Raw genomic sequence first — 25,130 nt, 5'->3', positions numbered from 1 at the left:
CCCGGCCCCCCTCGAGGGGGGACCGGGCCTTCGGCGTCGTCGGGGCTGGTCGGGCTGATCGGGGGTGCGGCGGCTACTGGCCGTCCTTGACCAGCGGCGGGGGCAGGTGGCCGGTGGAGCGCGCGTAGTACTCCGCGGCCCGGCGCTGCGCCAGCATCCGCGCCAGCGAGGCGACCGCGCCGGTGGTGAGGGCCCAGGTCACGGCCTCCCACCAGTCGATGTCGGGGTCGGCTGGGTTGGCCGGGGGCTTGCGGCGCGCCGCCGTCTTCCAGGACGCCTCGAGCGCCTTGCGTGCCACGATCGCCGCCCCCACCGAGGAGCCGAGCGACATGAGGGACCAGACCTTGGAGCTGTCACCGGATGCCATGGCCGTGACCCTACCCACTGCTCCCGGAGGGCGGGGCCACCCGTGGGGAGGCGGCCTCGAGGGCGGCCACCAGGGCCTCGGGGCGGCGGCTGCTGAGCAGCCAGTAGGGAGTCGGGTCGGCCGGGTCCTCGACCACCACCCGCACCGAGCGCTTGCGGTAGGGGCGCAGCAGCAGGAAGGCGCGGGCGTCGGCCTCGACGCCGGCCGCGCGGCGGGCGGCCTCCGGGTCGAGCGCCTCGGCGGCGCCGAGGTGGCGCACGTCGATGCGGGCGCGCCCGGCGCGCAGCACCCCGTCGGAGAGGCTGATGACCGGGGAGCCGTAGGCGAGCAGGAGCGCGGCCATCAGGGCCACCGCCACGCCGGTGATCGCCCAGGCCAGCGGCTCGGGGACGGCCACGACGACCGCCAGCCACAGGCTGGCGACCAGCATCGTGCCCTGCACCCACCAGCGCAGCGGCACGGAGAGTCGCTCGCGGTAGTCAGAGGTCGCGTCCACACCGCGATTCTTCCACCCGGGCGGGCGGGGCGATGACCTAGGGTCCCGGTCGTGGATGACTCCCTGCCGCCCGAGCTGCCGGTGCAGGTGGTGCGCCTCGACGCCGACCTGCCGCTGCCGTCGTACGCCCACCCCGGCGACGCGGGGGCCGACCTGCTCACCACGGTCGACGTGCGCCTCGAGCCGGGGGAGCGGGCCCTGGTGCCGACCGGCATCGCGATCGCCCTCCCCGCCGGGTACGTCGCGCTGGTGCACCCGCGCTCCGGGCTGGCCGCTCGGCACGGGGTCTCGATCGTCAACACCCCCGGCACCGTCGATGCGGGCTACCGGGGGGAGGTCAAGGTCCTGCTGGTCAACCTCGACCCGCGCGAGCCGGTCGAGCTGCGTCGTGGCGACCGGGTGGCGCAGCTGGTCGTGCAGCGGGTCGAGCGCGCGCGCTTCGTGGAGGTGGCGGCGCTGCCTTCGTCGCTGCGAGGTGACGGGGGATACGGTTCGACTGGTGGGTTCGCCTCGTCCTGAGGTCGTGGACCCGCCCGATCCGCCCAGACACCCGAGGAGCCCCGCCCGTGAAGTTCCGCCGCAAGTCCGACGCCACCGAGCCCGCCGGGGCCGACGAGGCATCGAAGGAGACGCCGGAGGCCGCCCCCGAGGGCCCCTTCGACGCGGCTGACCTGCCGGAGGTGCCCGAGGGCCTGCAGCGCATCGACCTCGGCTCGCTGCTGGTCGTGGCCCCCGAGGGCCTCGAGCTGCGGCTCCAGGTCGACGAGGCCACCGAGCAGATCCAGGCCGTCCTCCTCGCGGGCGCCGACGGTGCGCTCGAGCTGCGCGCCTTCGCCGCCCCCCGCGGCGGCGACCTGTGGGGCGACGTGCGCCCGCAGATCGCGGCCGACATGGTCCAGCGCGGCGGCACCGCGACCGAGCAGGAGGGCCGCTACGGCACCGAGCTGCTCTGCGAGCTGACCCGCACGATGCCCGACGGGCGCACCGGCAAGCAGCTCTCGCGCATCGTGGGCGTCAACGGCAACCGCTGGATGCTGCGCGCCACCCTGATCGGGGCCCCGGCGCGGGGCACCGACATCGCCGAGCCCTGGCTCAGCGCGCTGACCCAGGTCGGTGTGGAGCGCGGCCAGGGCGCCATGCCGGTCGGCGAGGCGCTCGACCTGGTCATGCCCGAGGGTGCGCGCCGCGTCGGCCCGGCGGTGCCTCCCGGCACCAAGGACGCGCGCGGGCGCACCACCGAGGACCCGCACTTCGGCCACGACCACGACTGAGGGACCATGCCCGAGAAGAGCCGCCTGCGCCGCAGCATCAGCCGCTGGGCCAACAGCTCGGACCAGGAGGCGCGCGACCTGCGCCGCACCTACACCGAGCCGGGCAACGACTGCATCGCCGATGCGGCCGACCGCTCGATGGTGCGTCTGCGCGGCACGCTGCGCACCGTCACGCTGCGCCCGCGCGGTGGGGTGCCGGCGCTGGAGGCCGAGCTCTTCGACGGGTCCGGGTCGATCACGGTCGTGTGGCTGGGCCGGCGCCGCATCGCTGGCATCAACCCGGGCGTGGCGATGGCGGTCGAGGGCCGCATCGGCACCCAGGACGGCGTCCGCGTCATCTTCAACCCGCGCTACGAGCTGATCCCGTGAGCACCGCCGACGTCGAGACCGTCGAGTCGGTCGTCCGCAGCCAGCTCGCCAGGGCCCTCGGCGGGCGCCGGGGCATGGTCGAGGCGGCCGTGCCCACGCTGCTGTTCACGGTGGTCTGGCTCAGCACCAAGCAGCTGCAGACGGCGCTGGTCGTCAGCGTCGCGGCCGCGGTGCTCGCGCTCGTGGTGCGCCTGGTGCAGCGCTCGACGGTGCAGTTCGCCGTCAACGCGCTCTTCGGCATCGGCATCGGCTGGTTCTTCGTCACCATGGCCGCGCGCCGGGGCGGCAGCGAGGACGAGCAGGCGCTGGCCTACTTCCTGCCCGGCATCCTCTACAACGGCGGGTACGCCGTGGTCCTGTCGCTGACCGTGCTGGTCGGCTGGCCGCTGGTGGGGTTCATGGTCGGCAGCGTCACCGGCGACGCCACCGCCTGGCACTCCGACAAGCAGGTGGTGCGCCTGACCAGCACCCTGACCTGGCTGCTGGCCGCGCCCTGCGTGCTGCGCGTGGTCGTGCAGGGCCCGATCTGGCTCGGCGGGTGGTCGGAGGCGATCGCCGCCGAGACCGCGATCGCGGTCCTCGGCGTGCTGAAGATCGTGCTCGGCTGGCCGCTGCAGCTCGCGGCGCTGGCCACGATGATGTGGGTGCTGAGCCGCAACCACACGCCCGTCGAGGCCGTCCCGCGCGACTAGCCGCCGTGGGTGGAGGGCGCGAGCAGCCGCTCGAGCTCGTCCTCCTTCTCGGCCGGCACCACGAGGAGCAGCTCGTCGCCCGACTCCACCGGCTGCTCGGGCGTCGGCACGTAGACCTGCCCGTCGCGCAGGATGGTGACCAGCGCGCAGTTCTCGGGCAGCGGGATCAGCCCGCTGGGCTTGCCGACGTACGGCGAGTCCTCGGGCAGCGTCATCTCGACCAGGTTGGCCTTGCCCTGGCGGAAGGTGAAGAGCCGCACCAGGTCGCCGACGCTGACGGCCTCCTCGACCAGCGCCGACATGATGCGCGGCGTCGAGACGTTGACGTCGACGCCCCAGGCCTCGCTGAAGAGCCACTCGTTGTTGGGGTGGTTCACGCGCCCGACGGTGCGCGGCACGCCGAACTCGGTCTTGGCCAGCAGCGAGGCGACCAGGTTGGCCTTGTCGTCGCCGGTGGCCGAGATCAGCACGTCGCAGCGCTCCAGGCGCGCCTCGGTCAGCGAGGACATCTCGCAGCAGTCGGCCAGCAGCCACTCGGCGTCGGGGACGCGCTCGGGCTTGATGGAGGCTGCGTTCTTGTCGATGAGCAGGACCTCGTGGCCGTTCGTGATCAGCTCACGGGCGATCGAGCGGCCCACGGCGCCCGCTCCGGCGATGGCGACGCGCATCAGTTCTCCTCCGGGCCGTTCTCGAGCCGTTCGTAGGTGTGCGCCGCGTTCTCCTCGCGGATCACCAGGTGCAGCATGTCGCCCTCCTGCAGGACGGTCTCGCGCACCGGCAGCATGCCCTCGCCGAGCCGGTCGATCCAGGCGATGCGGCTGCGGCTCTGGACCTGCAGGTCGATGGTGCGGCTGCCGATCCAGACCTCGGGCACGGTGATGTGGTCGACGCGGATGGTCCCGCTGGGGTCGCGGAAGTCGGGCTCGGCGCCGGCGGGCAGGATGCGGCGCAGCACCTGGTCGGCGGTCCACTTCACGGTGGCGACCGTGGTGATGCCCAGGCGCTGGTAGACCTCGGCGCGACCCGGGTCGTAGATGCGCGCCACGACCTGCTGGATGCCGAAGGTCTCGCGCGCGACCCGGGCGGCGATGATGTTGGAGTTGTCGCCGCTCGAGACGGCCGCGAAGGCGTCGGCGCGGCGGATGCCGGCCTTCTCCATGACCTGCTGGTCGAAGCCGATCCCGGCGACCTTGTCGCCGTTGAAGGCGGGCCCGAGGCGTCGGAACGCGTCGGGCTCGCTGTCGATGATCGACACCGTGTGGTTCCGGTCCTCGAGGCTGTTGGCCAGGGTCGAACCCACCCGGCCGCAGCCCATGATCACAACGTGCACGAGGCCACGGTAGCCGCAAGGGCCGCTCGGGGGCGCCGGTGCCGTAGCCTTCCCGCTCGTGAGTGTCGGAGACGTCTCCAAGCGGATCCTCCTGGGGCGCAAGCTGCGCAGCTCCCAGCTGGGGGAGACGCTGCTCCCCAAGCGCATCGCGCTGCCCGTGTTCGCCTCCGACGCGCTGTCGTCGGTGGCCTACGCGCCCGACGAGGTCTTCATCATGCTCTCGCTGGCCGGCGCGTCGGCGTACGTGTGGTCGTGGAAGGTCGCGCTGGCGGTCGCGGTCGTGATGGCCGCGGTGATCGCCTCCTACCGCCAGACCGTGCACGCCTACCCCTCCGGCGGTGGCGACTACGAGGTGGCCAAGGTCAACCTCGGGGTCACCGCCGGTACGACGGTGGCCAGCGCGCTGCTGGTCGACTACGTGCTCACGGTGGCGGTCTCGATCTCGGCGGGCGCGCAGTACGCCGCGTCCGCGGTGCCGGCGCTGAGCGGGCACGAGGCCACCTTCGCCTGCGGGCTGGTGCTGCTGCTGATGGCGATGAACCTGCGCGGCATCCGCGAGTCGGGGGCGTTCTTCGCGGTGCCGACGTACGCCTTCATGGTCGCGATGGGCGTGATGGTCGGCTGGGGCCTGTGGCAGTGGTGGAACGACGACCTGCTGGCCGCCGAGAGCGCCGACATCACGATCACGCCGGCCAGCGGCTTCGAGGAGCCGCTGACGACGATCGGCCTGATGCTCCTGCTGGCCCGGGCCTTCTCCTCGGGCGCGGCGGCGCTGACCGGTGTCGAGGCGATCTCCAACGGGGTGCCCGCCTTCCGACGCCCCAAGAGCCGCAACGCTGCCACGACCCTGGCGCTGCTGGGCGCGATCGCGATCGCGATGATGATCAGCGTCATCGTGCTGGCCCGCGAGATCGGCGTGCGCCTGGTCGACCCCGACGAGTTCGACCGGCTCTCGCGCGGCGGCGCGCCGCTGCCCGAGGACTACGACCAGCACACGGTGATCTCGCAGATCGCCGAGTCGGTCTTCAACGGCTTCCCGCCGGGCTTCTACTTCACCGTCACCGTCACCGGCATCATCCTGGTGCTGGCGGCCAACACGGCGTTCAACGGCTTCCCGGTGCTCGGCTCGATCCTGGCCCAGGACGGCCTGGCCCCCCGGGCGCTCGGCTCGCGCGGCGACCGGCTGGCCTACTCCAACGGCATCGTCTTCCTCGCCGGCATGGCGATCGCCCTGATCTGGCTCTTCGACGCCGAGCCCACCCGGCTCATCCAGCTCTACATCGTGGGTGTCTTCGTCTCCTTCAACCTCTCGCAGCTCGGCATGATCCGGCACTGGACGCGCGAGCTGCAGAGCGAGACCGACCCGGGGGCGCGGCACCGGATGCAGCGCTCGCGACTCATCAACACGATCGGCCTGGCCTTCACCGCCGTCGTGCTGGTCATTGTGCTCATCACCAAGTTCCTGGCCGGCGCCTGGATCACCATCCTGGCGATGGGCATCTTCTTCGTGCTCATGCGCGGCATCCACCAGCACTACGAGCGGGTGGCCGCCGAGCTCGCCGCCGACGAGGAGGACCGGGTGCTGCCCACCCGGGTGCACGCGATCGTGCTGGTCTCCAAGCTGCACAAGCCCACGCTGCGGGCGCTGGCCTTCGCGCAGGCCAGCCGGCCCAACACCCTCGAGGGCGTCTACGTGGCCACCGACAGCGTCGCCACCGCCCGCCTCATGGAGGAGTGGGACGAGCGCCGGATGGACGTGCCGCTCAAGGTGCTGCACTCGCCCTACCGCGAGCTGGTGCGCCCGGTGGTGGAGTACGCCACCGAGATCCGGCGCGCCAACCCGCGCGGCGTCGTCGCCGTCTACATCCCCGAGTACGTCGTCGGGCGCTGGTGGGAGCAGCTGCTGCACAACCAGACCGCGCTGCGGCTCAAGGGCCGCCTGCTCTTCACCCCCGGGGTCATGGTCACCTCGGTGCCCTACCAGCTCCAGTCGTCGCAGATCGCGCGCGAGCGGGAGGCCCGCGACGAGTTCCGGGTGCGCCCCGGCGACCTGCGCAGCGGCCGGGTCGACCCGCGCGGCAAGCGGGGGTCGCGCCGGTGAGCCGCCACCCGCGCGCCCGGCGCCAGCGCGGCCGCTCCCGGGTCGGCGAGCGCTTCGAGGTCGAGGTCGGACCGGTCGCGCACGGCGGCCACTGCGTGGCCCGGGTGCCCAGCAGCACCGCCCCCGACGCCCCGCTGCGGGTGGTCTTCGTGCGCCACGCCCTGCCGGGAGAGCGGGTGGTCCTCCAGATCACCGAGGGCACCGACGGCGACACGTTCTGGCGCGCCGACGCGGTCGAGGTGCTCGAGGCCTCGCCCGAGCGGGTCACGCCGCCGTGCCCCTTCGCCGGCCCCGGGCTCTGCGGCGGCTGCGACTTCCAGCACGTCTCGCTGCCCCACCAGCGCGCGCTCAAGACCGCCGTGGTGCGCGAGCAGCTCGCCCGGCTGGCCAAGATCGAGAGCGACGTCGAGGTCGAGGCGGTCGCCGGCGACCTGCCCGAGCAGCTCGCCGGACTGCGCTGGCGCACCCGGGTCTCGTACGTCGACCTCGGGGACGGACGCCGCGGGATGCGCAAGCACCGCTCGCGCGCGACCGTCGCGGTCGACGACTGCCGCATCGCCCACCCCGACGCCCGCGAGCCGGCTCCGGGATCGGTGGAGGAGCAGGTCGCCCTCGGCGCGGGGGAGCACCGCTTCGCCGTGGCCGCCGACGGCTTCTGGCAGGTGCACCCCGGGGCGCCCGCCACGCTCGTGAGCACCGTCCTGGAGATGCTGGAGCCGGCCGCGGGGGAGCGGGTGCTCGACCTCTACGCCGGTGTCGGCCTCTTCGCGCGCTTCCTCGCCGACGCGGTCGGCCCCGAGGGCGAGGTCGTGGCCGTCGAGGGCGACCGCACCGCGAGCCTGCACGCGCGCACCAACCTCGCCGGCGCCCCGGCCCGCGTCGAGACCGCCTGCGGCGACGTCGCCGAGGTGCTCGCGTCGTCGTACGACGAGCCGTTCGACCTGGTGGTGCTCGACCCGCCCCGTGAGGGCGCCAAACGGGCCGTCGTCGACGCCGTGGTGGCCCGGTCGCCGCGCCGGATCGCCTACGTGGCCTGCGACCCCGCAGCGCTCGCGCGGGACCTGGGGCTGCTGGCCGAGCGGGGGTACGAGCTGAAGGCGTTGCGGGCCTTCGACCTCTTTCCGATGACCAGCCACACGGAATGCGTAGCGCTGCTGGAGCCTGCGAACCATTGCGCGCCGCTGCGGTGAAAGAGCTTTCTCACGGGAACAAGTGAAACGGCGCGACATACATCCTCCACGGCACCCCTTGCCGCCACAGACAGATATCACCTATCCGTGCAGCAGACCCGTCCGTGACAACAGGTCGCATGGTGCGCTGGCATCATCTCGGCCATGATGCTGGGGCTGATCGGCGACTTAGAGGGCGAACGCGAGGCTGCGGTCGACTGTCTCAGGCTGCTGGGCGAGCGGGGCGACATCGCTGTGGCCTGCCAGTTGGGTGACCTTCGGTTTGGGTATGGCCCGGACCCAGAGGGCTATCTCGACGCCATCGAGTCGATGTGCGCTGAGTACGAGATCGAACTGTTGTGCATTACCGGAAACCACGAGAACTGGGCGCTCCTCGATGCCCTATGGGCGGACGCGAGATGGCAGAACGAGGACGGCACATTGCGCCCGATAGCCGTGCGCCATCACGTGAAGATGCTGCCCCGAGGGTTCCGTTGGCAGTTGGGTGGCCGCTCGTTCGTTGCCCTGGGGAGTGCGCCGTCAGTGAACCGGGGTCTGCTGACTGAGGGAGTCGATTGGTGGCCCTCTGAGGCGCTCCGTGAGGAACACGTGCAGGCAACGATCGCTGGCGGCTATGCGGACGTCATGCTCACCCACGACAGTCCCGCCCTGCCCTACTGCACTGCGACAGTCGCCGACATCATGGCCAGCAACCCCATGGGCTGGCCCGACGAGATCCTGGCCTACGCCGACGACGGCATCGAGAAGGTCACTCGGGCCGTGCTGGGCGTACAGCCACGACTGGTGGCGCACGGGCACTTCCACGTCGCAGGCGAGGCTGAAGTTCGGTTGCCGAACACCGACCACAACACGACGATCTGGTCTCTGGCGGCGCGGCGGGATCCCGGCACCCTACGAGTCCTCGACCTCGACACCCTTACCGACCCGCTGGCCGACCCGGTGTCCTGACAGGCGCCCGCATCCGGACATCGGCATGAGCGTGCACGTCGGACAGCCAGGCCGGGGGCGAGAAGTCGGGACGATCCAGGAAGACTGCGGCAGCCAACTTGTCGGATCGCCCCTGTGCAGTTCGTCGTGACTGTGATCGATGTTTGAGTTTGTCGTTGTGACCGGTTCGCTCCGTTACCCGTTGGAAAGAGGAAGCGCATGAGATACCTGATGCTGGTTTGCCGAGATACTACTGACTCACCGGCGCCGCCCACGCAGGCTGACCGTGACGGCGCCCCGGACGTGGAGCAGTGGTGGAAGGCCGCGAACGAGAGCGGGTCCTACGTGCTGGGGGACCGGCTACGTCCCGCTGCGGAGGCCATGACCGTGCGTGTCCGAGGTGGTGAGCTGCTGGTGACGCAGGGGCCTTTCACCGAGACAAGTGAGCTGGTCGCCGGCTTCGACGTGCTGGAGTGCGACTCGGCACAGCAGGCGGTCGAGATCGCGTCCGGTCACGCGTTGGCGCACGCCGGTGCGATCGAGCTTAGGGCGATGTGGCCGTTCGAAGACGAGGGGGAGGCCCGAGCATGAGCTCCTCGCCGCCCTCGCCCCTAGATAGCGTGGTGCGAACCGAGTGGCCTCGCATCGTCGCCGGCCTGCTTCGGGTCACGGGTGACTGGGATCTCGCCGAGGACTGTGCGCAGGACGCTACCGAACGGGCGCTGCTGACCTGGCCGCGCGATGGCGTTCCCGACAACCCAGGGGCGTGGTTGACGTCGGTCGCGCGGCGGCGCGCCGTGGACGTGCTGCGCCGTAGGAACTCTGAGTCGAGAGCCCTCCAGGAGGTCGCCCTGACGGAACCGGCCCCCACGACTGCCGACGCCGGCAGTGGGTATGCCGATGACCGGTTGCGGTTGCTGTTCACGTGCTGCCATCCGGACCTGACGTTGCCCGACCGCGTAGCGTTGACCCTGAGGACAGTCAGCGGCCTGACCACCCGGGAGATCGCCAGGCTGCTCCTGGTCAAGGAATCGGCATTAAGCCAGCGCCTGCTCCGGGCGCGCAAGCAGATCTCGTCTTCGGGGCTAGTTCTGGCCGTGCCGCCGACCGACGAGGTCGCCGATCGGGTCGCTTCCGTACTGGCCGTCATCTATCTCGTCTTCACAGAGGGGTACTCCGCCACCGAAGGCGCCGGCTTGCGGGACGAGCTGGCCGACGAGGCCATCGCGCTGGCACAGCTGGCCACCTGGCTGCTACCTGAGCACGACGAGGCGCAAGCCCTTCGGGCGCTGCTCCTCCTGCAGCATGCACGGCGACCCGCCAGGTTGACCTCGACGGGCGCGCTCATCCCGCTCGACGAGCAGGACCGCACACGCTGGGACCGCCCGCTGATCGCGGCCGGACTCGAAGCATTGCAGCTCGCACGTGAAGCAACCTGCGCGGGCACCGGCGAAGGCTCGGTCGGTCCCTACCGGGTCCAGGCGGAGATCGCAGCCGTGCACAGCACGGCGCAGACACCGCAGGCGGTTGACTGGGTTGCGATCGTTGCTTGGTATGACGCACTGCTGAGCGCCACCGCATCGCCGGTCGTGGCGATGAATCGGACAGTGGCCGTCGGCATGCGAGATGGACCCGAGGCCGGCCTCGTCGCGCTCGAGGAGGCCATCGACGAGCACCGCCATGTCAGGGAAGCACCCGAGGTTCCTGCCATCCGCGCCGACCTCCTTCGCCGATCCGGAGCCAACCTCCCCGCCGCGGACGCCTACCGAGAGGCGCTGGCCGCAGCACGCACTGCCGACGCTCGCATGTACCTGCAACGCCGACTCGACGAGGTGCTCGATGCCATGGCGCGACTCGACGTCGACCTGCTGCAGCCCAACCCTGAAGACACCTGACGCACCGCAGTCCAACAACGAAGGGAACGATCATGGCTCAGTACGCCGTGCTGATCTACAGCAAGGACTCCGCACACGCGCCGGACGCCACAGCAGAGACGTCGGAGGAGGTCGCTGCCTGCGACGCACACGCGGACGCACTGCGCTCTGGTGCCGTGATGACGGCAGCCTGGGCCTTCACCCCACGGGAGAAGGCCAAAGCGGTTCGCGAGGCTGGGATCAGCGACGGCCCGTACGTCGATGCTCAGCACGTGGTAGCTGGCGTCTACATCCTTGAAGCGCCTGACCTGGACGCCGCGCTCGCGGTGGCGCGAACAAACCCGGTCATCGGCCAGGGCGGTGGTGTCGAAGTGCGTCCGGTCCACAGCGGAGGACTGGTTACGGGTTGAACTAGGTCGGCACCAACTAGCCGACTTCGCAGCTGCACCGTTGCCGCCTCCCGGACTTGCCAGGGAGGGGCCGCTGACCAACGCCCACGCATCTCGAGGTTCCGGGGCGTGCCCGTCTGGTGCGCGGTCATCAAACACCTGCACCCCCAGTGAAGGGACCAGAATGGAGAGCAGGAACAGAACCACCGCGGAGGCAGTTGCCTTGCGGCACTTTCTCGACGCTCAGCGCGCCAGCGCGGTCGCGATCCTGGAGGGGCTCAGCGACGATCAGTTGCGGACTTCGATCCTGCCGTCCGGGTGGACACCACTGGGACTCATCAAGCACCTCGGCTACGCCGAGCGCCACTGGTTTCAGAGGGTAGCCACCGGATCTGTGGCAGAGGTGCCATGGCTCAATGACGACGAGAGACAACTTACCTCGACGCATCCGATTGCAGAGGTATTCGACTTCTATCTCGACCAGTGCGAGCAAAGCAACGCGGTGCTGGCGACCACCCCCCTGGACGCGAAGCTCGTGGGGCGATACAGCGACACGTTGGATGATGAGTTCGCAGATCTGCGCCACATCGCTCTGCACATGATCGAGGAGACTGCCCGCCATCTCGGCCATCTCGACGCCGCTCGCGAGTGCCTTGACGGTCGGACCGGCCTCGGCCCCCGCTAGCCATAATGGAAGGTGCGCCACGGATTCTGACCCTCTGCGTAACGGTGGCACCGTGCTCGGCCATGGCCCACAGCCGCCAGGAGCAGCACACTGCCAAGCCGCCCTCCGCGGCTCCAGGGGGTTCGGAACGAGGTGTGCGCCAGAACTGCGAGAGGAACACGCGTGGACCGGAAGGCGATCATCTTTCACGGGACCGGCGCGCGCCCCGACGTCGTGTGGCTCCCTTGGCTGCGAAGGCGGCTGGTCGAACGTGGGTACACCGTCGAGGCGCCGCACTATCCCGGACTCAACGTTGAATCCATCACCACCTTTCTGCCGAAGGTCTTGGCCAATCACACGTTCGACGCGAGCACCGTCCTTGTCGGACACTCAGGCGGTGCAGCGCTATTGCTCGCGATCCTGGAGCACATCGACACGAAGGTGGATCAAGCCATCCTGGTCGCGGGCTACTGCACCCAGCCCAACTCTGAGGATGAACCTGTGCTGCAGGACTCCTACGACTGGGCTGCGATGCGGGCAAATGTCCGCGACCTCTACGTCATCAACTCCCGCAGGGACCCGTACGGCTGCGACGACAGGCAGGGGCGCGCCATGTTCGAACGGCTCGGCGGCACCCAGATAGTCCGAGACGACGGCCACTTCGGAGACATCGACCAGCCGTACGAGACCTTCGAGCTCCTCGACAGGCTGATTGATTGACTGCTGTACGGGCGATGAGTCTCGCGCCCGCGACTTCACCCGCGTCAAGCCCTCGAAACGCCCTCATATCGGATCTATGAACCGAGTGGACCTACCGCTGCCGCGCGACTGCCTAGGTCGGTCTTTCGGAGGAGACGGTCGGCGACCTCGCCGTACGCGGCCTTGAAGCGGCGCCTGCGCTCGTGCCAGCGTCGCCCGCCCGTTGATGTACGTGCAGGGCTTTAGCGAACGACATTGTCGTCTCCGGCCGCGGCCGCATCCCGTCGGCGGTGATGGGCCGGTCCTTGAGGCCCGCGCTCGGGGGAGATCTGAAGATGCTGTCGTTTGCGACTGTCGGCGCCCGATGGCCGGAGGGCTCGGATTGGGCTCGGTTTGATTCGCAGCCTGCCGCAACGAACGTTCTGACGACGTCAGAGCGCACTAGCGGCATCGTCGCAGGTCAGGGGCCAGTTCGCTCCGATGTGGTCAGCCAGTCGCAAACAGTCGCGCTCACGCTCAGTGCCATTCAAGTGTTCCCGATGACGCACCACGTCGAGTGCGTGGCGGTGCTGGAGAGGGAAGGCTGACCTGAGGTGCCCGGTGCAATCATCTGCCCATGGTGAACGAGGCGGAGACCAGGTGGGCACTGGAGTACAACGGCTACGAGCGGTTCGCCGGGGGTAGTAGTGGGTCCGACGCGCTTCGCCGGCTCCTGCAGCCGGCGATGCGCGAGTACGAGGCGACTGGGCGCGTACCGGACTGGTGCGGTGTCGATCTCCTTCGCGCGTGGGCCTTCTACCGCCAGCGCGAGCACCACATGGATGGTGTCAGTCCCATGGCACGGGACTGGGATGCCGTGCTGGACGCCATCCGACGGCACCCCGCGGCGACTGCCTGGGACCTTCCGCCGACAGCGGTGGGAGAGGAAGAGCGTGGGGAACCCTCGGCCGGGGACGCGGTCGAGACTGCCCGGAGCGCGGCTCTTCCGCTCACCCTCGGGCACGTCCTGGCAGCCGTGGGTGCGGACCACGCTCCGCCGATCGGTCTCGACGACATCCTGGTGATCCGTCATGCGTTCAAGCCGTCGGGTCACGTCGGGCTCCAGGGCCCGGAGGATGTCACCGAGGGGCGCCTCCATGACTACACCCGGTCCCAGGACATCTCGACGAGGAAGTTCCCGGCCGAACCGCCCCGCTACTGGGTCATCCTGGTCGCCGACGGAAAGAGTCGATCCCGGCTGTTCGGCGTCTACGAGAACCACGGTGAACAGCTCGAGGAGAAGACCGAGACGAACCGATTCTGGGACCTCCGTCGGGTGGACTTCCTTCGCTCGCTCGAGGACCGGCTGGTGGTCGACTGGACGAGCCCGCGCAGCTGGTACCGCTGGGGGCCGAGTGCGGCGACGCTGCCGGTCCTCGAGATCGCTGACCGCGATGCAATCGAGTTCCCCGGCTTCGACCGCGTCCTGCTGCGGTGGCACGAGCTCGAGGAGCTCGTCGGCGACTCGAGATACGCCGCTTGGCGAGCCGCACTGTCCGAAGTGCAGGGCATCTATCTCATCACCGACAGCTCCACGGGCAAGCAGTACGTCGGCAAGGCTGACGGAGCGGAGCGGCTGATAGGTCGCTGGTCGGCCTACGCGAAGAACGGGCACGGAGGCAACGTCGCACTGCGGGAGCTCGCGAAGGCGGCGAGAGAAGCCGGCACGACGCTCGACGGCGCGGCGGAGGATCACGCTCGGCACTTCGTGTTCAGCATCCTCAGGGTGTTCGGACCGTCCACCCCGCCCTCGGAAGTGGACGCAGCGGAGTCGCACTTCAAGTCTGCGCTGATGACCCGCACCTGGGGCTTGAACCGCAACTGACGCATCCCTCCGCGGTGCAACGGGGTCCGGCGGCAAGACATGCGACCCACCCTGGGCAGGAGGGTGGAAAGAACTCCTCGACGTCATGTATCTTGACGTCAAGAGATGTGGTCGTCGCGACGTGGACGGTAAGGGTTGCCTTCCTTTCCTGTCCCACCGGCCCGGCGGCAAGATGAGGCGCAAGCAGCGCCCGTCATCGCAGACGCGACAGAGGAGATGTTGGTCAGTGGCAAGCAAGGACAGCTTCGGTGCCAAGAGCACCCTGGACGTGGACGGCACGTCGTACGAGATCTTCCGCCTCGACGCGGTCAAGGGTGAGGGCCTCGACGTCGACAGCCTCCCCTTCAGCCTGAAGGTGCTGCTGGAGAACCTCCTGCGCACCGAGGACGGCTCCGACATCACCGCCGACGACATCAAGGCGATCGCCGGCTGGGACGCCGACGCCGACCCGTCGCAGGAGATCCAGTTCACGCCGGCGCGCGTGATCATGCAGGACTTCACCGGCGTGCCCTGCGTCGTCGACCTCGCCACCATGCGTGAGGCGATGGCCGACCTGGGCGGCGACCCGACCAAGATCAACCCGCTCGCGCCGGCCGAGATGGTCATCGACCACTCCGTCATCGCCGACGTCTTCGGCACCCCCGAGGCCTTCGAGCGCAACGTCGAGATCGAGTACGAGCGCAACCGCGAGCGCTACCAGTTCCTGCGGTGGGGCCAGGGCGCCTTCGACGACTTCAAGGTCGTCCCGCCGGGCACCGGCATCGTGCACCAGGTCAACATCGAGCACCTGGCCCGCACCGTCTTCACCCGCGAGGTCGACGGTGAGCTGCTGGCCTACCCCGACACCTGCGTCGGCACCGACTCCCACACCACGATGGTCAACGGCATCGGCGTGGTCGGCTGGGGCGTCGGCGGCATCGAGGCCGAGGCCGCGATGCTCGGCCAGCCGGTCTCCATGCTGATCCCGCGCGTGGTCGGCTTCAAGCTCAACGGCGACCTGCCCGAGGGCGCCACCGCCACCGACCTGGTGCTCACCATCACCGAGATGCTGCGCAAGCACGGCGTCGTCGGCAAGTTCGTCGAGTTCTACGGCCCCGGCGTCTCCGCGCTGCCGCTGGCCAACCGCGCCACGATCGGCAACATGAGCCCCGAGTTCGGCTCGACCATCGCGGTCTTCCCGATCGACGAGGAGACCACCAAGTACCTCGAGCTCACCGGGCGCAGCCCCGAGCAGCTCGCGCTGGTCGAGGCCTACGCCAAGGAGCAGGGCCTCTGGCACGACCCCTCGGCCGAGCCGCGCTACTCCGAGAAGCTCGAGCTCGACCTGGCCACCGTCGTGCCGTCGCTGGCCGGGCCCAAGCGCCCCCAGGACCGCGTCTCGCTCTCCGAGGCCAAGCAGGGCTTCCGCGGCGCGCTGGCCGACTACGTCGACCACGAGCACCAGGACACCAACGGCTACGACGAGTCCGTCGAGGAGACCTTCCCGGCCTCCGACCCCGCCACCTCCAACGGCGGCGGCGAGGCGGCGGCGCCGAAGAACTACCTCTCCGCGGCTCCCGCCGACGGTGGTCGTCCCAGCAACCCGGTTCACGTCACCCTCGAGGACGGCACCGAGTTCGAGCTCGACCACGGCGCCGTCGCGATCGCGGCGATCACCTCGTGCACCAACACCTCGAACCCCTCGGTGATGATCGGCGCGGCGCTGCTGGCCAAGAACGCCGTCGAGAAGGGCCTGCAGCGCAAGCCCTGGGTCAAGACCACCCTGGCCCCCGGCTCGAAGGTCGTCTCGGACTACTACGAGAAGGCCGGCCTCACGCCGTACCTCGACAAGCTCGGCTTCAACCTCGTCGGCTACGGCTGCACCACCTGCATCGGCAACTCGGGCCCGCTCATCCCCGAGGTCTCCGCGGCCGTCAACGAGGGCGACCTCGCCGTCGTCTCGGTGCTCTCGGGCAACCGCAACTTCGAGGGCCGCATCAACCCCGACGTCAAGATGAACTACCTGGCCTCCCCGCCGCTGGTGGTCGCCTACGCGCTCGCCGGCTCGATGGACCTCGACCTGTTCAACGACCCGCTGGGCCAGGACACCGACGGCAACGACGTCTTCATGAAGGACATCTGGCCCTCGGCCGCCGACATCGAGGAGGTCGTCGCCTCGGCGATCACCTCCGACATGTTCGACGACGGCTACTCCGACGTCTTCGCGGGCGACGAGCAGTGGCGCTCGCTGCCCACCCCCGAGGGCAAGACCTTCGAGTGGGACGAGGACTCCACCTACGTCCGGAAGCCTCCCTACTTCGACGGGATGCCCGACGAGCCGGAGGCCGTCACCGACATCGAGGGTGCCCGCGTGCTCCTCAAGCTCGGCGACTCGGTCACCACCGACCACATCTCGCCGGCCGGTGCGATCAAGAAGGACAGCCCGGCGGGCAAGTACCTCGCCGAGCACGGCGTGCAGCAGCGTGACTTCAACTCCTACGGCTCGCGCCGCGGCAACCACGAGGTCATGATCCGCGGCACCTTCGCCAACATCCGCCTGCGCAACCAGCTCGCGCCGGGCACCGAGGGCGGTTTCACCAAGGACCTGGCCGGCGACGGCGAGGTGACGACCGTCTTCGAGGCCTCCGAGAAGTACATCGCCGCCGGCACCCCGCTGGTCGTCCTGGCCGGCAAGGAGTACGGCTCCGGCTCCTCGCGCGACTGGGCCGCCAAGGGCACCGCGCTGCTGGGCGTCAAGGCCGTCATCGCCGAGTCCTACGAGCGCATCCACCGCTCCAACCTGATCGGCATGGGCGTGCTGCCCCTGCAGTTCCCCGAGGGCGAGAGCGCCGAGTCGCTGGGCCTGTCCGGCGAGGAGACCTTCTCGATCACCGGGGTCACCGAGCTCAACGACGGCACCACGCCGCGCACGGTGAAGGTGAAGGCCGACGACGTCGAGTTCGACGCCGTGGTCCGCATCGACACCCCGGGCGAGGCGAACTACTACCGCAACGGCGGCATCATGCAGTACGTCCTGCGCAACCTGCGCCGGGGCTGATCCTGCTCGGTCTGACCGCACCTGCGCTGCTCACGGTGGCCCTGGCCCTCCTGGCCGGGGCCACCGTGCAGTCGTTGGTGGGCCTGGGGCTCGGGCTCGTCAGCGCGCCGGTCATCACCCTCGTCGAGCCGCGGCTGATGCCCGAGCTGATGCTGTGGCTGGCCTTCGCGCTGCCCTTCCTCACGCTGGCCAACGAGCGCGAGGACATCGACTGGCACGGCCTGGGCTGGTCGCTGCCCTCGCGCATCGCCGGCACCGCCGTCGGCGTCGTCGCGGTCACCACGCTGGAGCCGCGCCTGCTCGGGGTCGCGGTCGGCGCGATGGTGCTGGTCGCGGTCGCGCTGACCTGGCGCACCGTGGTGGTCCCGCTGACCCGCACCTCGCTCGTGGTGGCGGGCGCGGTCTCGGGGGTCACCGGCACCGCCACCTCCATCGGAGGGCCGCCGCTGGCGCTGCTCTACCAGCACCAGCCGCCCCGCACGATCCGCACCACCCTGGCCGTCTACTTCATGGTCGGCGCGGCCCTCTCGCTGGCCGGGCTCGGGCTCGCCGGCCAGCTCGACCTCCACACGCTCCTGCTCGCGCTGCTGCTCGCCCCGGTGCTGGGCGTGGGCGCGGTGCTCGGGCGGGTGCTGCGCCCGCGCCTGCCCGAGGCCCGCGTGCGGGCCGTGGTGCTCGTCGTCTGCGCCTCCTCGGCCCTGGTCCTCCTGGTCCGCAGCCTCACCTGACCCCTCCAAGCGCTGTGCTCGTGACGTAGGTGAGGGTGAGGACCCCGAGGAGGACCGATGAGCACCCTGCACGACCGGCTGGCCGACCTGGCCCAGGACGCCCCACCCGCCCTGCCCGACCCCGGGCTGTGGGACGTCGCCCGCGGCTACCACCGCCGCCGTCGCCTGGGCACTGCCGTGGTGGTGGGCGCGACGGTGCTCGCGCTGGCACTGATCGGTGGGCTCGGGTGGGTGCGCGCCGACGACGGCATCGAGCCGGCCGCCCCCGGAGCGCGGCCGGCGCTGCCGGACACCATCTGGGAGCCGAGCCGGTGGCTGCCCGGCACCGATGACGAGGGGCCGCTGGGCCAGCTCGCGGCGCTGCTACCCGCCGAACGAGGCGGCTGGACCGGTGCGGAGGAGGCGGTGGTCGGTGTCTCCGCAGCCACGGGCGAGTACCGCTTCCTCGACCTGCCGGACGACGCGCGCCGGGACCACGCCCTGTCGCCGGACGGTGTGCACGTGGCCTACTGGGTCACCGGCGCGACCCAGGGCACGCCGCAGACGGCCGGAGGTCAATACCTGCCGGCCACCGGGGTGGCGGTCCACGACACGGTCACAGGGGCGACGGTGCGCCACGACGTGTCCACGGAGCACGGGCTGGCCCCGGACGAGCTGATCTGGTCCGACAGCGACACGCTGGTGCTGTCCTACGGCCAGGAGTACGTCGGCGACGACGCCCCGGCGCGCAAGCAGGGCGGGTCGACCCCGTCTGACGGCCTGATGACCTGGGAGCCCGACGTCGAGGAGGAGCCGACGCTGGCGAACGTCGAGGCCGGCGCGGTCGAGACCAGCAACGGGCGAGGGGCCTTGCTGGTCCAGCTCGACGACGGCATGGTGCGCTGGGACGTCGAGACGGGAGCCGTGACCAGGCTGCCGCTGCCGGGGCGCCTGATGGCCGAGGTGGCTGCCCTGGACCGGACAGGGCAGAGGGCGGCCTATCCCAGGGGAAACCCCAGCCCCAACGGGATCAGCGTCGTCCGCCTGGTCGGACCGCAGGAGACCGCGGAGAGCAGCCCGGTCCCCGGCGCCGACACCTTCGCCGTGCTGGCCTGGCTCGACGCCCAGCACGTGCTCGCCGAGCGCTACGCCCCGGACGAGCTGCACACCGACCTCCAGCGCGTCGACGTGACGACGGGGGAGTCGGAGACGGTGGTCGACCTGCCCGGTCCCGGGAACTTCCGTGGCGAGCTGGCGGTCGGCCTCCTCGACGAGCCGTTCGCCTCCCACCCAGCGCCCCCGCGACCTCTCGACCCACGACTCCTCGTCGGGCTGTCGGCGGGCCTGGTGCTGATCGTGGGTGTCGCCCTGCGTCGCTGGAGGTCCCGTGTCCGACCGTGACGCCCAGGCGCGCGCCCAGTTCGAGCAGTACGTCGCCGCCCGCCGCCAGGCGCTGCTGCGCACGGCGTACCTGCTGACCGGCCAGCACGCCGACGCCGAGGACCTGGTGCAGCTGGCGCTGGTCAAGGCGATGCCGCACTGGGCCAAGATCGCCCACGACCCCGAGCCCTACGTGCGCAAGGTGCTGGCTCGGGAGTCGATCAGCCGCTGGCGGCGCCGACGCTGGCGGGAGGTGAGCACGGAGCACGTGCCCGAGCAGGAGCAGGGCGGCGCCGACCAGACGGACCGGGCCGCGGTCCGCGCGGCGCTGCTGCAGCTGGCGCCGCGCCAGCGCGCCGTGGTGGTGCTGCGCTACTTCGACGACCTCACCGAGGCGCAGACCGCCCAGGCGCTGGGCATCGCGGTGGGCACCGTGAAGTCGCAGTCGCGCGACGCGATGGCGCGGCTGCGGGAGCTGCTGCCCCCGGAGGGGGCCGAGGCCGTGAGGCGCTGACGGCTACCGTTCGCCCCATGATCGTGGCCTTCAGCATCTCGCCCACCTCCGCCGACGAGACCGGCAGCGTCTCGGAGGCGGTCGCCGCCGCCGTACGGGTCGTCAAGGAGTCCGGCCTGCCCTACGAGCTGAACTCGATGTTCACCAACGTCGAGGGCGAGTGGGACGAGGTGATGGCGGTGGTCAAGAAGGCCGTCGACGTGGTGGCCGAGGTGTCCCCGCGCGTCGGGCTGGTGATCAAGGCCGACATCCGACCCGGCTGGGACGGCCAGCTCACCGCCAAGGTGGAGCGGGTCGAGCGGCTGCTCGACTCGTGAGCGAGCCCGAGCCCGTCGAGGTCGAGCCGGAGCCCGTCGAGGCCGCTGAGCCCGGGCGCGCCGACCGCGCGCCGGTGGTGGCGCTCGTGGCCACGCTGGTGCTCGCGGCCCTGGTCGTGGCGGCCGCCGCCGTGGTGCCCCGCCTGCTCGCCGAGCCCGTCGACCGCACCCTCGACCAGGTCCGGGTCTACGACGACCTGCCGACCACGCACGTCGACGGCGACGTCGACTACGAGCAGGAGCCGCCGGTCGGGGGCCCGCACGCCGACCGCTGGCTCGACTGCGGCGCCTACGACACCCAGGTCCGTGCGGAGAACGTCGTGCACGACCTCGAGCACGGCACGGTCCTCCTGGCGTACGGCCCGGACACCTCGGCCGACGACGTACGACGGCTCGAGGCGCTGCTGCCCGACAACGGCATCCTGACGCCCTGGGAGGGCCTCGAGGCCCCGGTCGTGGTGACGGTGTGGGGCCGACAGCTCGCCCTGACCGGCGCCGACGACCCGCGGCTGCCGCTCTTCATCGACGCCTTCGGCGCCGGGGAGACCGCACCCGAACCGTTCGCCAGCTGCGCGGGCGGGGTGCCCGACGCCGACGGCGGTCAGGGGGCGGGCGTGGGTAGCCTGCCGACGTGACCCTGAGCCCCCTCGCCCTGCCGCCTGCCGACGACACCGCCGGCTGGTCCTCCCTCCTCGAGGCGCGGACCGCCGTGCCGCTCGCCGAGGCCGCCCGCACCGCCGACGCCCTGCGGGCCCTCGAGCCCGGCGAGGCCGGCGCGCTGGTGCTGTGGAACGACCTGCACGTGGCGCTCGCCAACGCCTTCGCGGCGTCCTCGCTGCTGAGCCAGGTGCACCCCGACCCGGCCCTGCGCGAGGCGGCCGAGAGCGCCGAGCAGGACGCCAACCGCTTCCGCACCGCGCTGATGCTCGACACCGAGGTCTTCGCACGTCTCGACACGGTGCCCCGCGAGGGCCTCGACGCTGGTGCCCTGCGGGTGCTCGACGACGCGCTGCGCGGCTTCCGCCGCGCCGGGGTCGACCGCGACGACGAGACCCGCGAGCGGCTGCGGGTGCTGGGGGAGCGCGAGGACGACCTGGCGCAGGCCTTCGGCCGCCACATCCGCGACGGTGCGCGCACCACCCGGGTGTCCGCCACCGCCCTCGACGGGCTGCCCGCCGACTACGTCGAGGCACACCCGGTCGACGCCGACGGCACGGTCGCGATCACCACCGACTACCCCGACACCCACCCGTTCCTCACGTTCTCCACCGACGCCGACGCCCGGCGCACCGTGATGGGTGCGTTCCTCGACCTCGCCTGGCCCGAGAACGACGAGGTGCTGCGCGAGCTGCTGGCGGTGCGCGACGAGCGCGCCCGCCTGCTCGGCTACGACGGCTGGCCCGACTACGACGCCGAGGTCAAGATGATCGGCACCGGGCCGGCGATCGCCGAGTTCATCGACCGCATCACCCACGACGCCACCGCCGCGGCCGAGCGCGACGCCGCGGTCCTGCTCGAGCGGGCCCGCCTCGACCACCCCGGGCTCGAGCGCCTCGACGTCTCCGGCGCCCGCTTCTACACCGAGGCCGTGCGCCGCGAGCGCTACGACGTCGACGCCCAGCAGGTGCGCCGCTACTTCGACTTCACCCGGGTGCGGCAGGGCCTCCTCGACGTCACCGGCCGGCTCTTCGGGCTCACCTGGACCCCCGTCGACGACGCACCGACCTGGCACGACGAGGTGGCGGCGTACGACGTCGCACTGGCGGGCGGCGAGCAGCTCGGGCGGATCTACCTCGACCTGCACCCCCGCGCCGGCAAGTACAACCACGCCGCCCAGTTCGACCTCGTCAGCGGGGTCGCCGGGCGCCAGCTGCCCGAGGGCGTGCTGGTGTGCAACTTCGGGCGCGGGTTGATGGAGCACTCCGAGGTCGTCACGCTCTTCCACGAGTTCGGCCACCTGCTGCACCACGTGCTCGCCGGGCGCCACGAGTGGGTGCGCTTCTCCGGGGTCGCCACCGAGTGGGACTTCGTCGAGGCGCCCAGCCAGATGCTCGAGGAGTGGGCCTGGGACGCCGGCGTCCTGGCCGGCTTCGCCACCGACGAGGAGGGCCGCGCCATCCCGGCCGAGCTGGTCGACCAGATGCGCGCCGCCGAGGAGTTCGGCAAGGGCGTCCGCGCCCGCACCCAGATGTACTACGCCTCGGTGTCCTACCGCTTCCACGCCGAGCTGCCCGCCGACCTCACCGCGCGCTCGCTCGAGCTCTCCGAGCAGTACGCCGTGTGGGCCGCCCTGCCGGGCTCGCACTTCCACTGCGGCTTCGGCCACCTGGGCGGCTACACCTCGGCGTACTACACCTACATGTGGAGCCTGGTGATCGCGAAGGACCTGTTCTCGGCCTTCGACACCCGCGACCTGTTCGCGCCCGAGGTGGCGCTGCGCTACCGCGACCGGGTGCTGGCAGCCGGCGGCAGCAAGGACGCCGCCGACCTGGTCGAGGACTTCCTCGGCCGTCCCTACGAGCCCACGGCCTTCACGGCCTGGTTGGAGAGGTGAACGAGATGGACTCCGAGACCCAGCACGTGCACACCGGCGGCCGCGACGTCGTCGTCGACCTGACGCGCCAGGCCGAGCAATGGTGCGCCGGTCGCGGCGACGGGCTGCTGCACGTCTTCGTGCCGCACGCCACCGCCGGCATCGCGATCCTCGAGACCGGCGCCGGCAGCGACGACGACCTCATCGCCGCGCTCGGCGACCTGCTGCCCGCCGACGACCGCTGGCAGCACCGCCACGGCACCCCGGGCCACGGGCGCTCCCACGTGATGCCGGCGCTGGTGCCGCCGTACGCGACCGTGCCGGTGCTCGACGGCCGCCTCGCGCTCGGCACCTGGCAGAGCATCTGCCTGGTCGACCTCAACGTCGACAACCCCGACCGCGAGGTCCGCTTCAGCTTCCTCGCCTCCGCCTGAGGCTCCGCTGGTCGAGCAGTGACGAGCGCCAGCGAGGAGCGTCGCCGAGACCTGGTGAGAACCGCGCTCGCCGTACGCCATGGACTCACGGGGTTTCGGCGACGCTCGAGCCTTCGGCCCTCGCTGCTCAACCAACGGCGGGCCCTCGCTGCTCAACCTGCGGTGGCGGTAGATGTCGAACGGGTGTTCGAGTAGCATGGGGTCATGCCCACCCACGTCGCTCCTCCTGGTTGGCCGGCCGAGGTGCGTCCGCCCGACGCGCCCGACTGGGAGGCCACCGCAGCCAGCTGGCTGCTCGACCTGTGCCCGCCCGACTTCCGCGGCTACCCGGGGCTGCGCAAGCACGTGGTGGTGCTGGCGCGGTTCGCGGTGCTGCACGTCGAGGCCGGCCAGGCCGCGGCGCGGCGGGGGTTGAGCGAGGCGCGCAGCGAGCTGCGCGACGTGGCGACGCCCGAGGTCGTCGAGGCGGCGGTGCAGACCTGGCTGATCGAGGACGCCCGGCTCGCCGGCGTACGACGCGCGGTCGGGCTGGTCGAGGAGGCGCTGCGAGGTCGGCGCTTCATCGCCCGTCTGTGACGAGCCCCACCTAGGGTGGGCGGGTGCACCGGTTCTCCAGCATCGCCCTCGTCGACCGTCGGGGTTGGCTGCTGATGCAGGAGCGCGACGAGCACCCGGTCATCGACCCCGAGAAGTGGGGCCTGCCGGGCGGCTCGATCGAGCCGGGGGAGACCCCCGAGCAGGCGGCCTACCGCGAGCTCGCCGAGGAGACCGGCGTCCACCTGGCCGGCGGGCTCGAGAGCGCGGGGGAGTGGACCTTCCACAGCCCCGCCTGCGGCGGTGACGACACCGTGCACCTCTACGCGGGCGCCGTCGACCTCGGCGACGACGACATCGTCTGCGGCGAGGGCCGCCAGATGGTCTTCGTGGCGCCCCGGGCCGTCCTGGAGAAGGACCTGACCGTCTCGGGACGCCTCCTGCTGCCCCTCTTCCTCGCCTCGCCCATCTACGACAGGCTGACGCTGTGACCTCACCCTCCTCCCACCGACTCGAGATCCACCCGCTGCCCGGCCACGGGGCCGAGGACGTCGTGGTGGTGCCCGACGGCCCCCACGAGGGGTCGGTGCTCTCGGGCACCGAGGACGGCGCGATCTTCCGGCTCTCCCACGACGGGCGCCGCATCGACCGGGTCGCCCACACCGGCGGACGCCCGCTGGGCCTCGAGCTGCACCCCGACGGCCGGCTGCTGGTCTGCGACGCCCAGCGCGGCCTGCTGCGCGTCGACCTCGACACCGGCGGGGTCGAGCAGGTGGTCCACGAGGTCGGCGGCCGCGCGATGGTCTTCTGCAACAACGCCGCGATCGCCTCCGACGGCACGGTGTGGTTCAGCGACTCCTCGACCCGCTACTCCATCGACCGGTGGAAGGACGACTTCGTCCAGGACACCCGCACCGGGCGGCTGCTGCGCCTCGACCCCGACGGCACCGTGAGCGTCGTCCTCGAGGGCCTCGCCTTCGCCAACGGTGTCGCGCTCGCCGCCGACGAGTCCTTCGTCGTGGTCGCCGAGACCGGGGCCGCGACCCTGGTGCGGCACTGGATCACCGGTGCGCGCGCCGGCAGCCGCGACCTGCTGGTCGACGAACTGCCCGGCTACCCCGACAACATCGCCCGCGGCAGCGACGGGCTGGTCTGGGTCGCGATCGCGAGCCCCCGCGACCCGGTCGTCGAGCGGCTCCAGCAGTCCCCGCCCTGGGTGCGTCGCCAGGTGACGCGGATCCCCCAGCGCCTGCAGCCCAAGCCGAAGCGCACCTGCCGCGTCCAGGCCTACGACGACACCGGGCGGCTGGTCCACGACCTCGACCTCCCGGCCGAGGGCTTCCACATGGCCACGGGCGTGCGCGAGCACGACGGCCAGGTGTGGATCGGCAGCCTGCTCGAACCCGCCGTCGCGGTTCTGCGTCGCTGAGGACCGACCTCT

General features: G+C 71.2%; 28 protein-coding genes. 24 read left to right on the top strand and 4 right to left on the bottom strand.

The features are described 5' to 3' along the window. Positions 1-73: 73 nt before the first annotated feature. Positions 74-367, bottom strand: a complete 294-nt coding sequence (locus tag H0S66_RS19115; RefSeq protein WP_179616770.1) for a DUF4235 domain-containing protein — start codon at positions 365-367, stop codon at positions 74-76. A 10-nt stretch (positions 368-377) separates the two neighbouring features. Beyond that, entirely contained in the window at positions 378-863 is a 486-nt protein-coding gene (locus H0S66_RS19110) for a DUF3093 domain-containing protein (RefSeq protein ID WP_179616769.1), read from the bottom strand. A gap of 114 nt (positions 864-977) precedes the next feature. Here H0S66_RS19110 and dut point away from each other — a divergent pair, with 114 nt between their 5' ends. Genes dut through H0S66_RS19090 form a run of 4 tightly spaced genes read left to right on the top strand, consistent with a single transcriptional unit; the run spans position 978 to position 3,195 of the window. Next, positions 978-1,382, top strand: a complete 405-nt coding sequence (gene dut / locus H0S66_RS19105) for a dUTP diphosphatase (RefSeq protein WP_477529336.1) — start codon at positions 978-980, stop codon at positions 1,380-1,382. Positions 1,383-1,429: 47 nt separating this feature from the next. Continuing rightward, a complete protein-coding gene (locus H0S66_RS19100; protein ID WP_179616768.1) occupies positions 1,430-2,134 on the top strand; it encodes a DUF3710 domain-containing protein in 705 nt (234 codons plus the stop codon). 6 nt (positions 2,135-2,140) lie between these two features. Beyond that, complete coding sequence (locus H0S66_RS19095) at positions 2,141-2,503, top strand: OB-fold nucleic acid binding domain-containing protein (protein WP_179616767.1); 363 nt, start codon at positions 2,141-2,143, stop codon at positions 2,501-2,503. Further along, positions 2,500-3,195, top strand: a complete 696-nt coding sequence (locus H0S66_RS19090) for a DUF3159 domain-containing protein (RefSeq protein WP_258017001.1) — start codon at positions 2,500-2,502, stop codon at positions 3,193-3,195. The genes H0S66_RS19095 and H0S66_RS19090 overlap by 4 nt, the downstream gene beginning before the upstream one ends. Here H0S66_RS19090 and H0S66_RS19085 read toward each other — a convergent pair. Continuing rightward, positions 3,192-3,863, bottom strand: a complete 672-nt coding sequence (locus H0S66_RS19085) for a potassium channel family protein (RefSeq protein ID WP_179616766.1) — start codon at positions 3,861-3,863, stop codon at positions 3,192-3,194. The genes H0S66_RS19090 and H0S66_RS19085 overlap by 4 nt on opposite strands. Continuing rightward, on the bottom strand, positions 3,863-4,510 hold the full coding sequence (locus H0S66_RS19080) for a potassium channel family protein (RefSeq protein ID WP_218877304.1): 648 nt from the start codon (positions 4,508-4,510) through the stop codon (positions 3,863-3,865). The genes H0S66_RS19085 and H0S66_RS19080 overlap by 1 nt, the downstream gene beginning before the upstream one ends. Before the next feature lie 73 nt (positions 4,511-4,583). On the opposite strand from H0S66_RS19080, the gene H0S66_RS19075 reads away from it, so the two are divergent. The 20 genes from H0S66_RS19075 (at position 4,584) to H0S66_RS18980 (ending at position 25,118) form a co-directional block, all read left to right on the top strand. After that, complete coding sequence (locus H0S66_RS19075; protein WP_179616764.1) at positions 4,584-6,626, top strand: APC family permease; 2,043 nt, start codon at positions 4,584-4,586, stop codon at positions 6,624-6,626. Beyond that, positions 6,623-7,816, top strand: a complete 1,194-nt coding sequence (locus tag H0S66_RS19070; protein ID WP_179616763.1) for a class I SAM-dependent RNA methyltransferase — start codon at positions 6,623-6,625, stop codon at positions 7,814-7,816. Before H0S66_RS19075 ends, H0S66_RS19070 begins: the two co-directional genes overlap by 4 nt. Positions 7,817-7,960: 144 nt before the next feature. Further along, complete coding sequence (locus H0S66_RS19065; RefSeq protein ID WP_179616762.1) at positions 7,961-8,764, top strand: metallophosphoesterase; 804 nt, start codon at positions 7,961-7,963, stop codon at positions 8,762-8,764. A gap of 198 nt (positions 8,765-8,962) precedes the next feature. Beyond that, positions 8,963-9,334, top strand: a complete 372-nt coding sequence (locus tag H0S66_RS19060; protein ID WP_179616761.1) for a YciI family protein — start codon at positions 8,963-8,965, stop codon at positions 9,332-9,334. Beyond that, positions 9,331-10,638: an RNA polymerase sigma factor gene (locus tag H0S66_RS19055; RefSeq protein ID WP_179616760.1), complete on the top strand. Its 1,308-nt coding sequence runs from the start codon at positions 9,331-9,333 to the stop codon at positions 10,636-10,638. Before H0S66_RS19060 ends, H0S66_RS19055 begins: the two co-directional genes overlap by 4 nt. A 32-nt stretch (positions 10,639-10,670) precedes the next feature. Then, positions 10,671-11,027, top strand: a complete 357-nt coding sequence (locus tag H0S66_RS19050) for a YciI family protein (protein WP_179616759.1) — start codon at positions 10,671-10,673, stop codon at positions 11,025-11,027. A gap of 163 nt (positions 11,028-11,190) precedes the next feature. Beyond that, entirely contained in the window at positions 11,191-11,691 is a 501-nt protein-coding gene (locus H0S66_RS19045) for a DinB family protein (protein WP_179616758.1), read from the top strand. Between the two features lie 162 nt (positions 11,692-11,853). Further along, the gene (locus H0S66_RS19040; RefSeq protein ID WP_179616757.1) at positions 11,854-12,390 is read left to right on the top strand and encodes an RBBP9/YdeN family alpha/beta hydrolase; all 537 of its coding nucleotides are present in this window, start codon (positions 11,854-11,856) and stop codon (positions 12,388-12,390) included. Between the two features lie 595 nt (positions 12,391-12,985). Then, on the top strand, positions 12,986-14,233 hold the full coding sequence (locus H0S66_RS19035) for a GIY-YIG nuclease family protein (RefSeq protein WP_246305182.1): 1,248 nt from the start codon (positions 12,986-12,988) through the stop codon (positions 14,231-14,233). A 226-nt stretch (positions 14,234-14,459) separates the two neighbouring features. Beyond that, the gene (locus tag H0S66_RS19030) at positions 14,460-17,270 is read left to right on the top strand and encodes an aconitate hydratase (protein WP_276529358.1); all 2,811 of its coding nucleotides are present in this window, start codon (positions 14,460-14,462) and stop codon (positions 17,268-17,270) included. A 35-nt stretch (positions 17,271-17,305) separates the two neighbouring features. Next, positions 17,306-17,998, top strand: coding sequence for a sulfite exporter TauE/SafE family protein (locus H0S66_RS19025; RefSeq protein WP_258017000.1), 693 nt, complete (start codon positions 17,306-17,308; stop codon positions 17,996-17,998). A gap of 57 nt (positions 17,999-18,055) precedes the next feature. Further along, a complete protein-coding gene (locus tag H0S66_RS19020) occupies positions 18,056-19,378 on the top strand; it encodes a hypothetical protein (protein WP_179616755.1) in 1,323 nt (440 codons plus the stop codon). After that, positions 19,365-19,871 carry a SigE family RNA polymerase sigma factor gene (locus H0S66_RS19015; protein ID WP_179616754.1) on the top strand — a complete coding sequence of 169 codons (507 nt, stop codon included), beginning with the start codon at positions 19,365-19,367 and terminating at the stop codon, positions 19,869-19,871. The genes H0S66_RS19020 and H0S66_RS19015 overlap by 14 nt, the downstream gene beginning before the upstream one ends. 17 nt (positions 19,872-19,888) lie before the next feature. Continuing rightward, complete coding sequence (locus H0S66_RS19010) at positions 19,889-20,188, top strand: MTH1187 family thiamine-binding protein (protein ID WP_179616753.1); 300 nt, start codon at positions 19,889-19,891, stop codon at positions 20,186-20,188. After that, a complete protein-coding gene (locus H0S66_RS19005) occupies positions 20,185-20,823 on the top strand; it encodes a DUF3105 domain-containing protein (RefSeq protein WP_179616752.1) in 639 nt (212 codons plus the stop codon). The genes H0S66_RS19010 and H0S66_RS19005 overlap by 4 nt, the downstream gene beginning before the upstream one ends. Then, a complete protein-coding gene (locus tag H0S66_RS19000; RefSeq protein WP_179616751.1) occupies positions 20,820-22,742 on the top strand; it encodes a M3 family metallopeptidase in 1,923 nt (640 codons plus the stop codon). Before H0S66_RS19005 ends, H0S66_RS19000 begins: the two co-directional genes overlap by 4 nt. A gap of 5 nt (positions 22,743-22,747) precedes the next feature. After that, on the top strand, positions 22,748-23,155 hold the full coding sequence (locus tag H0S66_RS18995) for a YjbQ family protein (protein WP_179616750.1): 408 nt from the start codon (positions 22,748-22,750) through the stop codon (positions 23,153-23,155). 204 nt (positions 23,156-23,359) lie between these two features. Continuing rightward, a complete protein-coding gene (locus H0S66_RS18990) occupies positions 23,360-23,731 on the top strand; it encodes a hypothetical protein (protein ID WP_179616749.1) in 372 nt (123 codons plus the stop codon). 23 nt (positions 23,732-23,754) lie between these two features. Further along, positions 23,755-24,180, top strand: a complete 426-nt coding sequence (locus H0S66_RS18985) for an NUDIX domain-containing protein (protein WP_179616748.1) — start codon at positions 23,755-23,757, stop codon at positions 24,178-24,180. Further along, positions 24,177-25,118, top strand: coding sequence for an SMP-30/gluconolactonase/LRE family protein (locus tag H0S66_RS18980; RefSeq protein ID WP_179616747.1), 942 nt, complete (start codon positions 24,177-24,179; stop codon positions 25,116-25,118). Before H0S66_RS18985 ends, H0S66_RS18980 begins: the two co-directional genes overlap by 4 nt. Positions 25,119-25,130: the final 12 nt, after the last annotated feature.

The organism is Nocardioides marinisabuli (genome assembly GCF_013466785.1).
GTDB classification, from domain to species: domain Bacteria; phylum Actinomycetota; class Actinomycetes; order Propionibacteriales; family Nocardioidaceae; genus Nocardioides; species Nocardioides marinisabuli.
This window is presented reverse-complemented; position numbering and strand designations above follow the sequence as displayed.

Bases quoted from the DNA above. Each gene is read 5' to 3' on its own strand.
- H0S66_RS19115 (WP_179616770.1), bottom strand. From the start codon at position 367: ATGGCATCCGGTGACAGCTCCAAGGTCTGGTCCCTCATGTCGCTCGGC.
- H0S66_RS19095 (WP_179616767.1), top strand. From the start codon at position 2,141: ATGCCCGAGAAGAGCCGCCTGCGCCGCAGCATCAGCCGCTGGGCCAAC.
- H0S66_RS19085 (WP_179616766.1), bottom strand. From the start codon at position 3,863: ATGCGCGTCGCCATCGCCGGAGCGGGCGCCGTGGGCCGCTCGATCGCC.
- H0S66_RS19080 (WP_218877304.1), bottom strand. From the start codon at position 4,510: ATGGGCTGCGGCCGGGTGGGTTCGACCCTGGCCAACAGCCTCGAGGAC.
- H0S66_RS19065 (WP_179616762.1), top strand. From the start codon at position 7,961: ATGATGCTGGGGCTGATCGGCGACTTAGAGGGCGAACGCGAGGCTGCG.
- H0S66_RS19060 (WP_179616761.1), top strand. From the start codon at position 8,963: ATGAGATACCTGATGCTGGTTTGCCGAGATACTACTGACTCACCGGCG.
- H0S66_RS19055 (WP_179616760.1), top strand. From the start codon at position 9,331: ATGAGCTCCTCGCCGCCCTCGCCCCTAGATAGCGTGGTGCGAACCGAG.
- H0S66_RS19050 (WP_179616759.1), top strand. From the start codon at position 10,671: ATGGCTCAGTACGCCGTGCTGATCTACAGCAAGGACTCCGCACACGCG.
- H0S66_RS19045 (WP_179616758.1), top strand. From the start codon at position 11,191: ATGGAGAGCAGGAACAGAACCACCGCGGAGGCAGTTGCCTTGCGGCAC.
- H0S66_RS19035 (WP_246305182.1), top strand. From the start codon at position 12,986: ATGGTGAACGAGGCGGAGACCAGGTGGGCACTGGAGTACAACGGCTAC.
- H0S66_RS19020 (WP_179616755.1), top strand. From the start codon at position 18,056: ATGAGCACCCTGCACGACCGGCTGGCCGACCTGGCCCAGGACGCCCCA.
- H0S66_RS19010 (WP_179616753.1), top strand. From the start codon at position 19,889: ATGATCGTGGCCTTCAGCATCTCGCCCACCTCCGCCGACGAGACCGGC.
- H0S66_RS18995 (WP_179616750.1), top strand. From the start codon at position 22,748: ATGGACTCCGAGACCCAGCACGTGCACACCGGCGGCCGCGACGTCGTC.
- H0S66_RS18990 (WP_179616749.1), top strand. From the start codon at position 23,360: ATGCCCACCCACGTCGCTCCTCCTGGTTGGCCGGCCGAGGTGCGTCCG.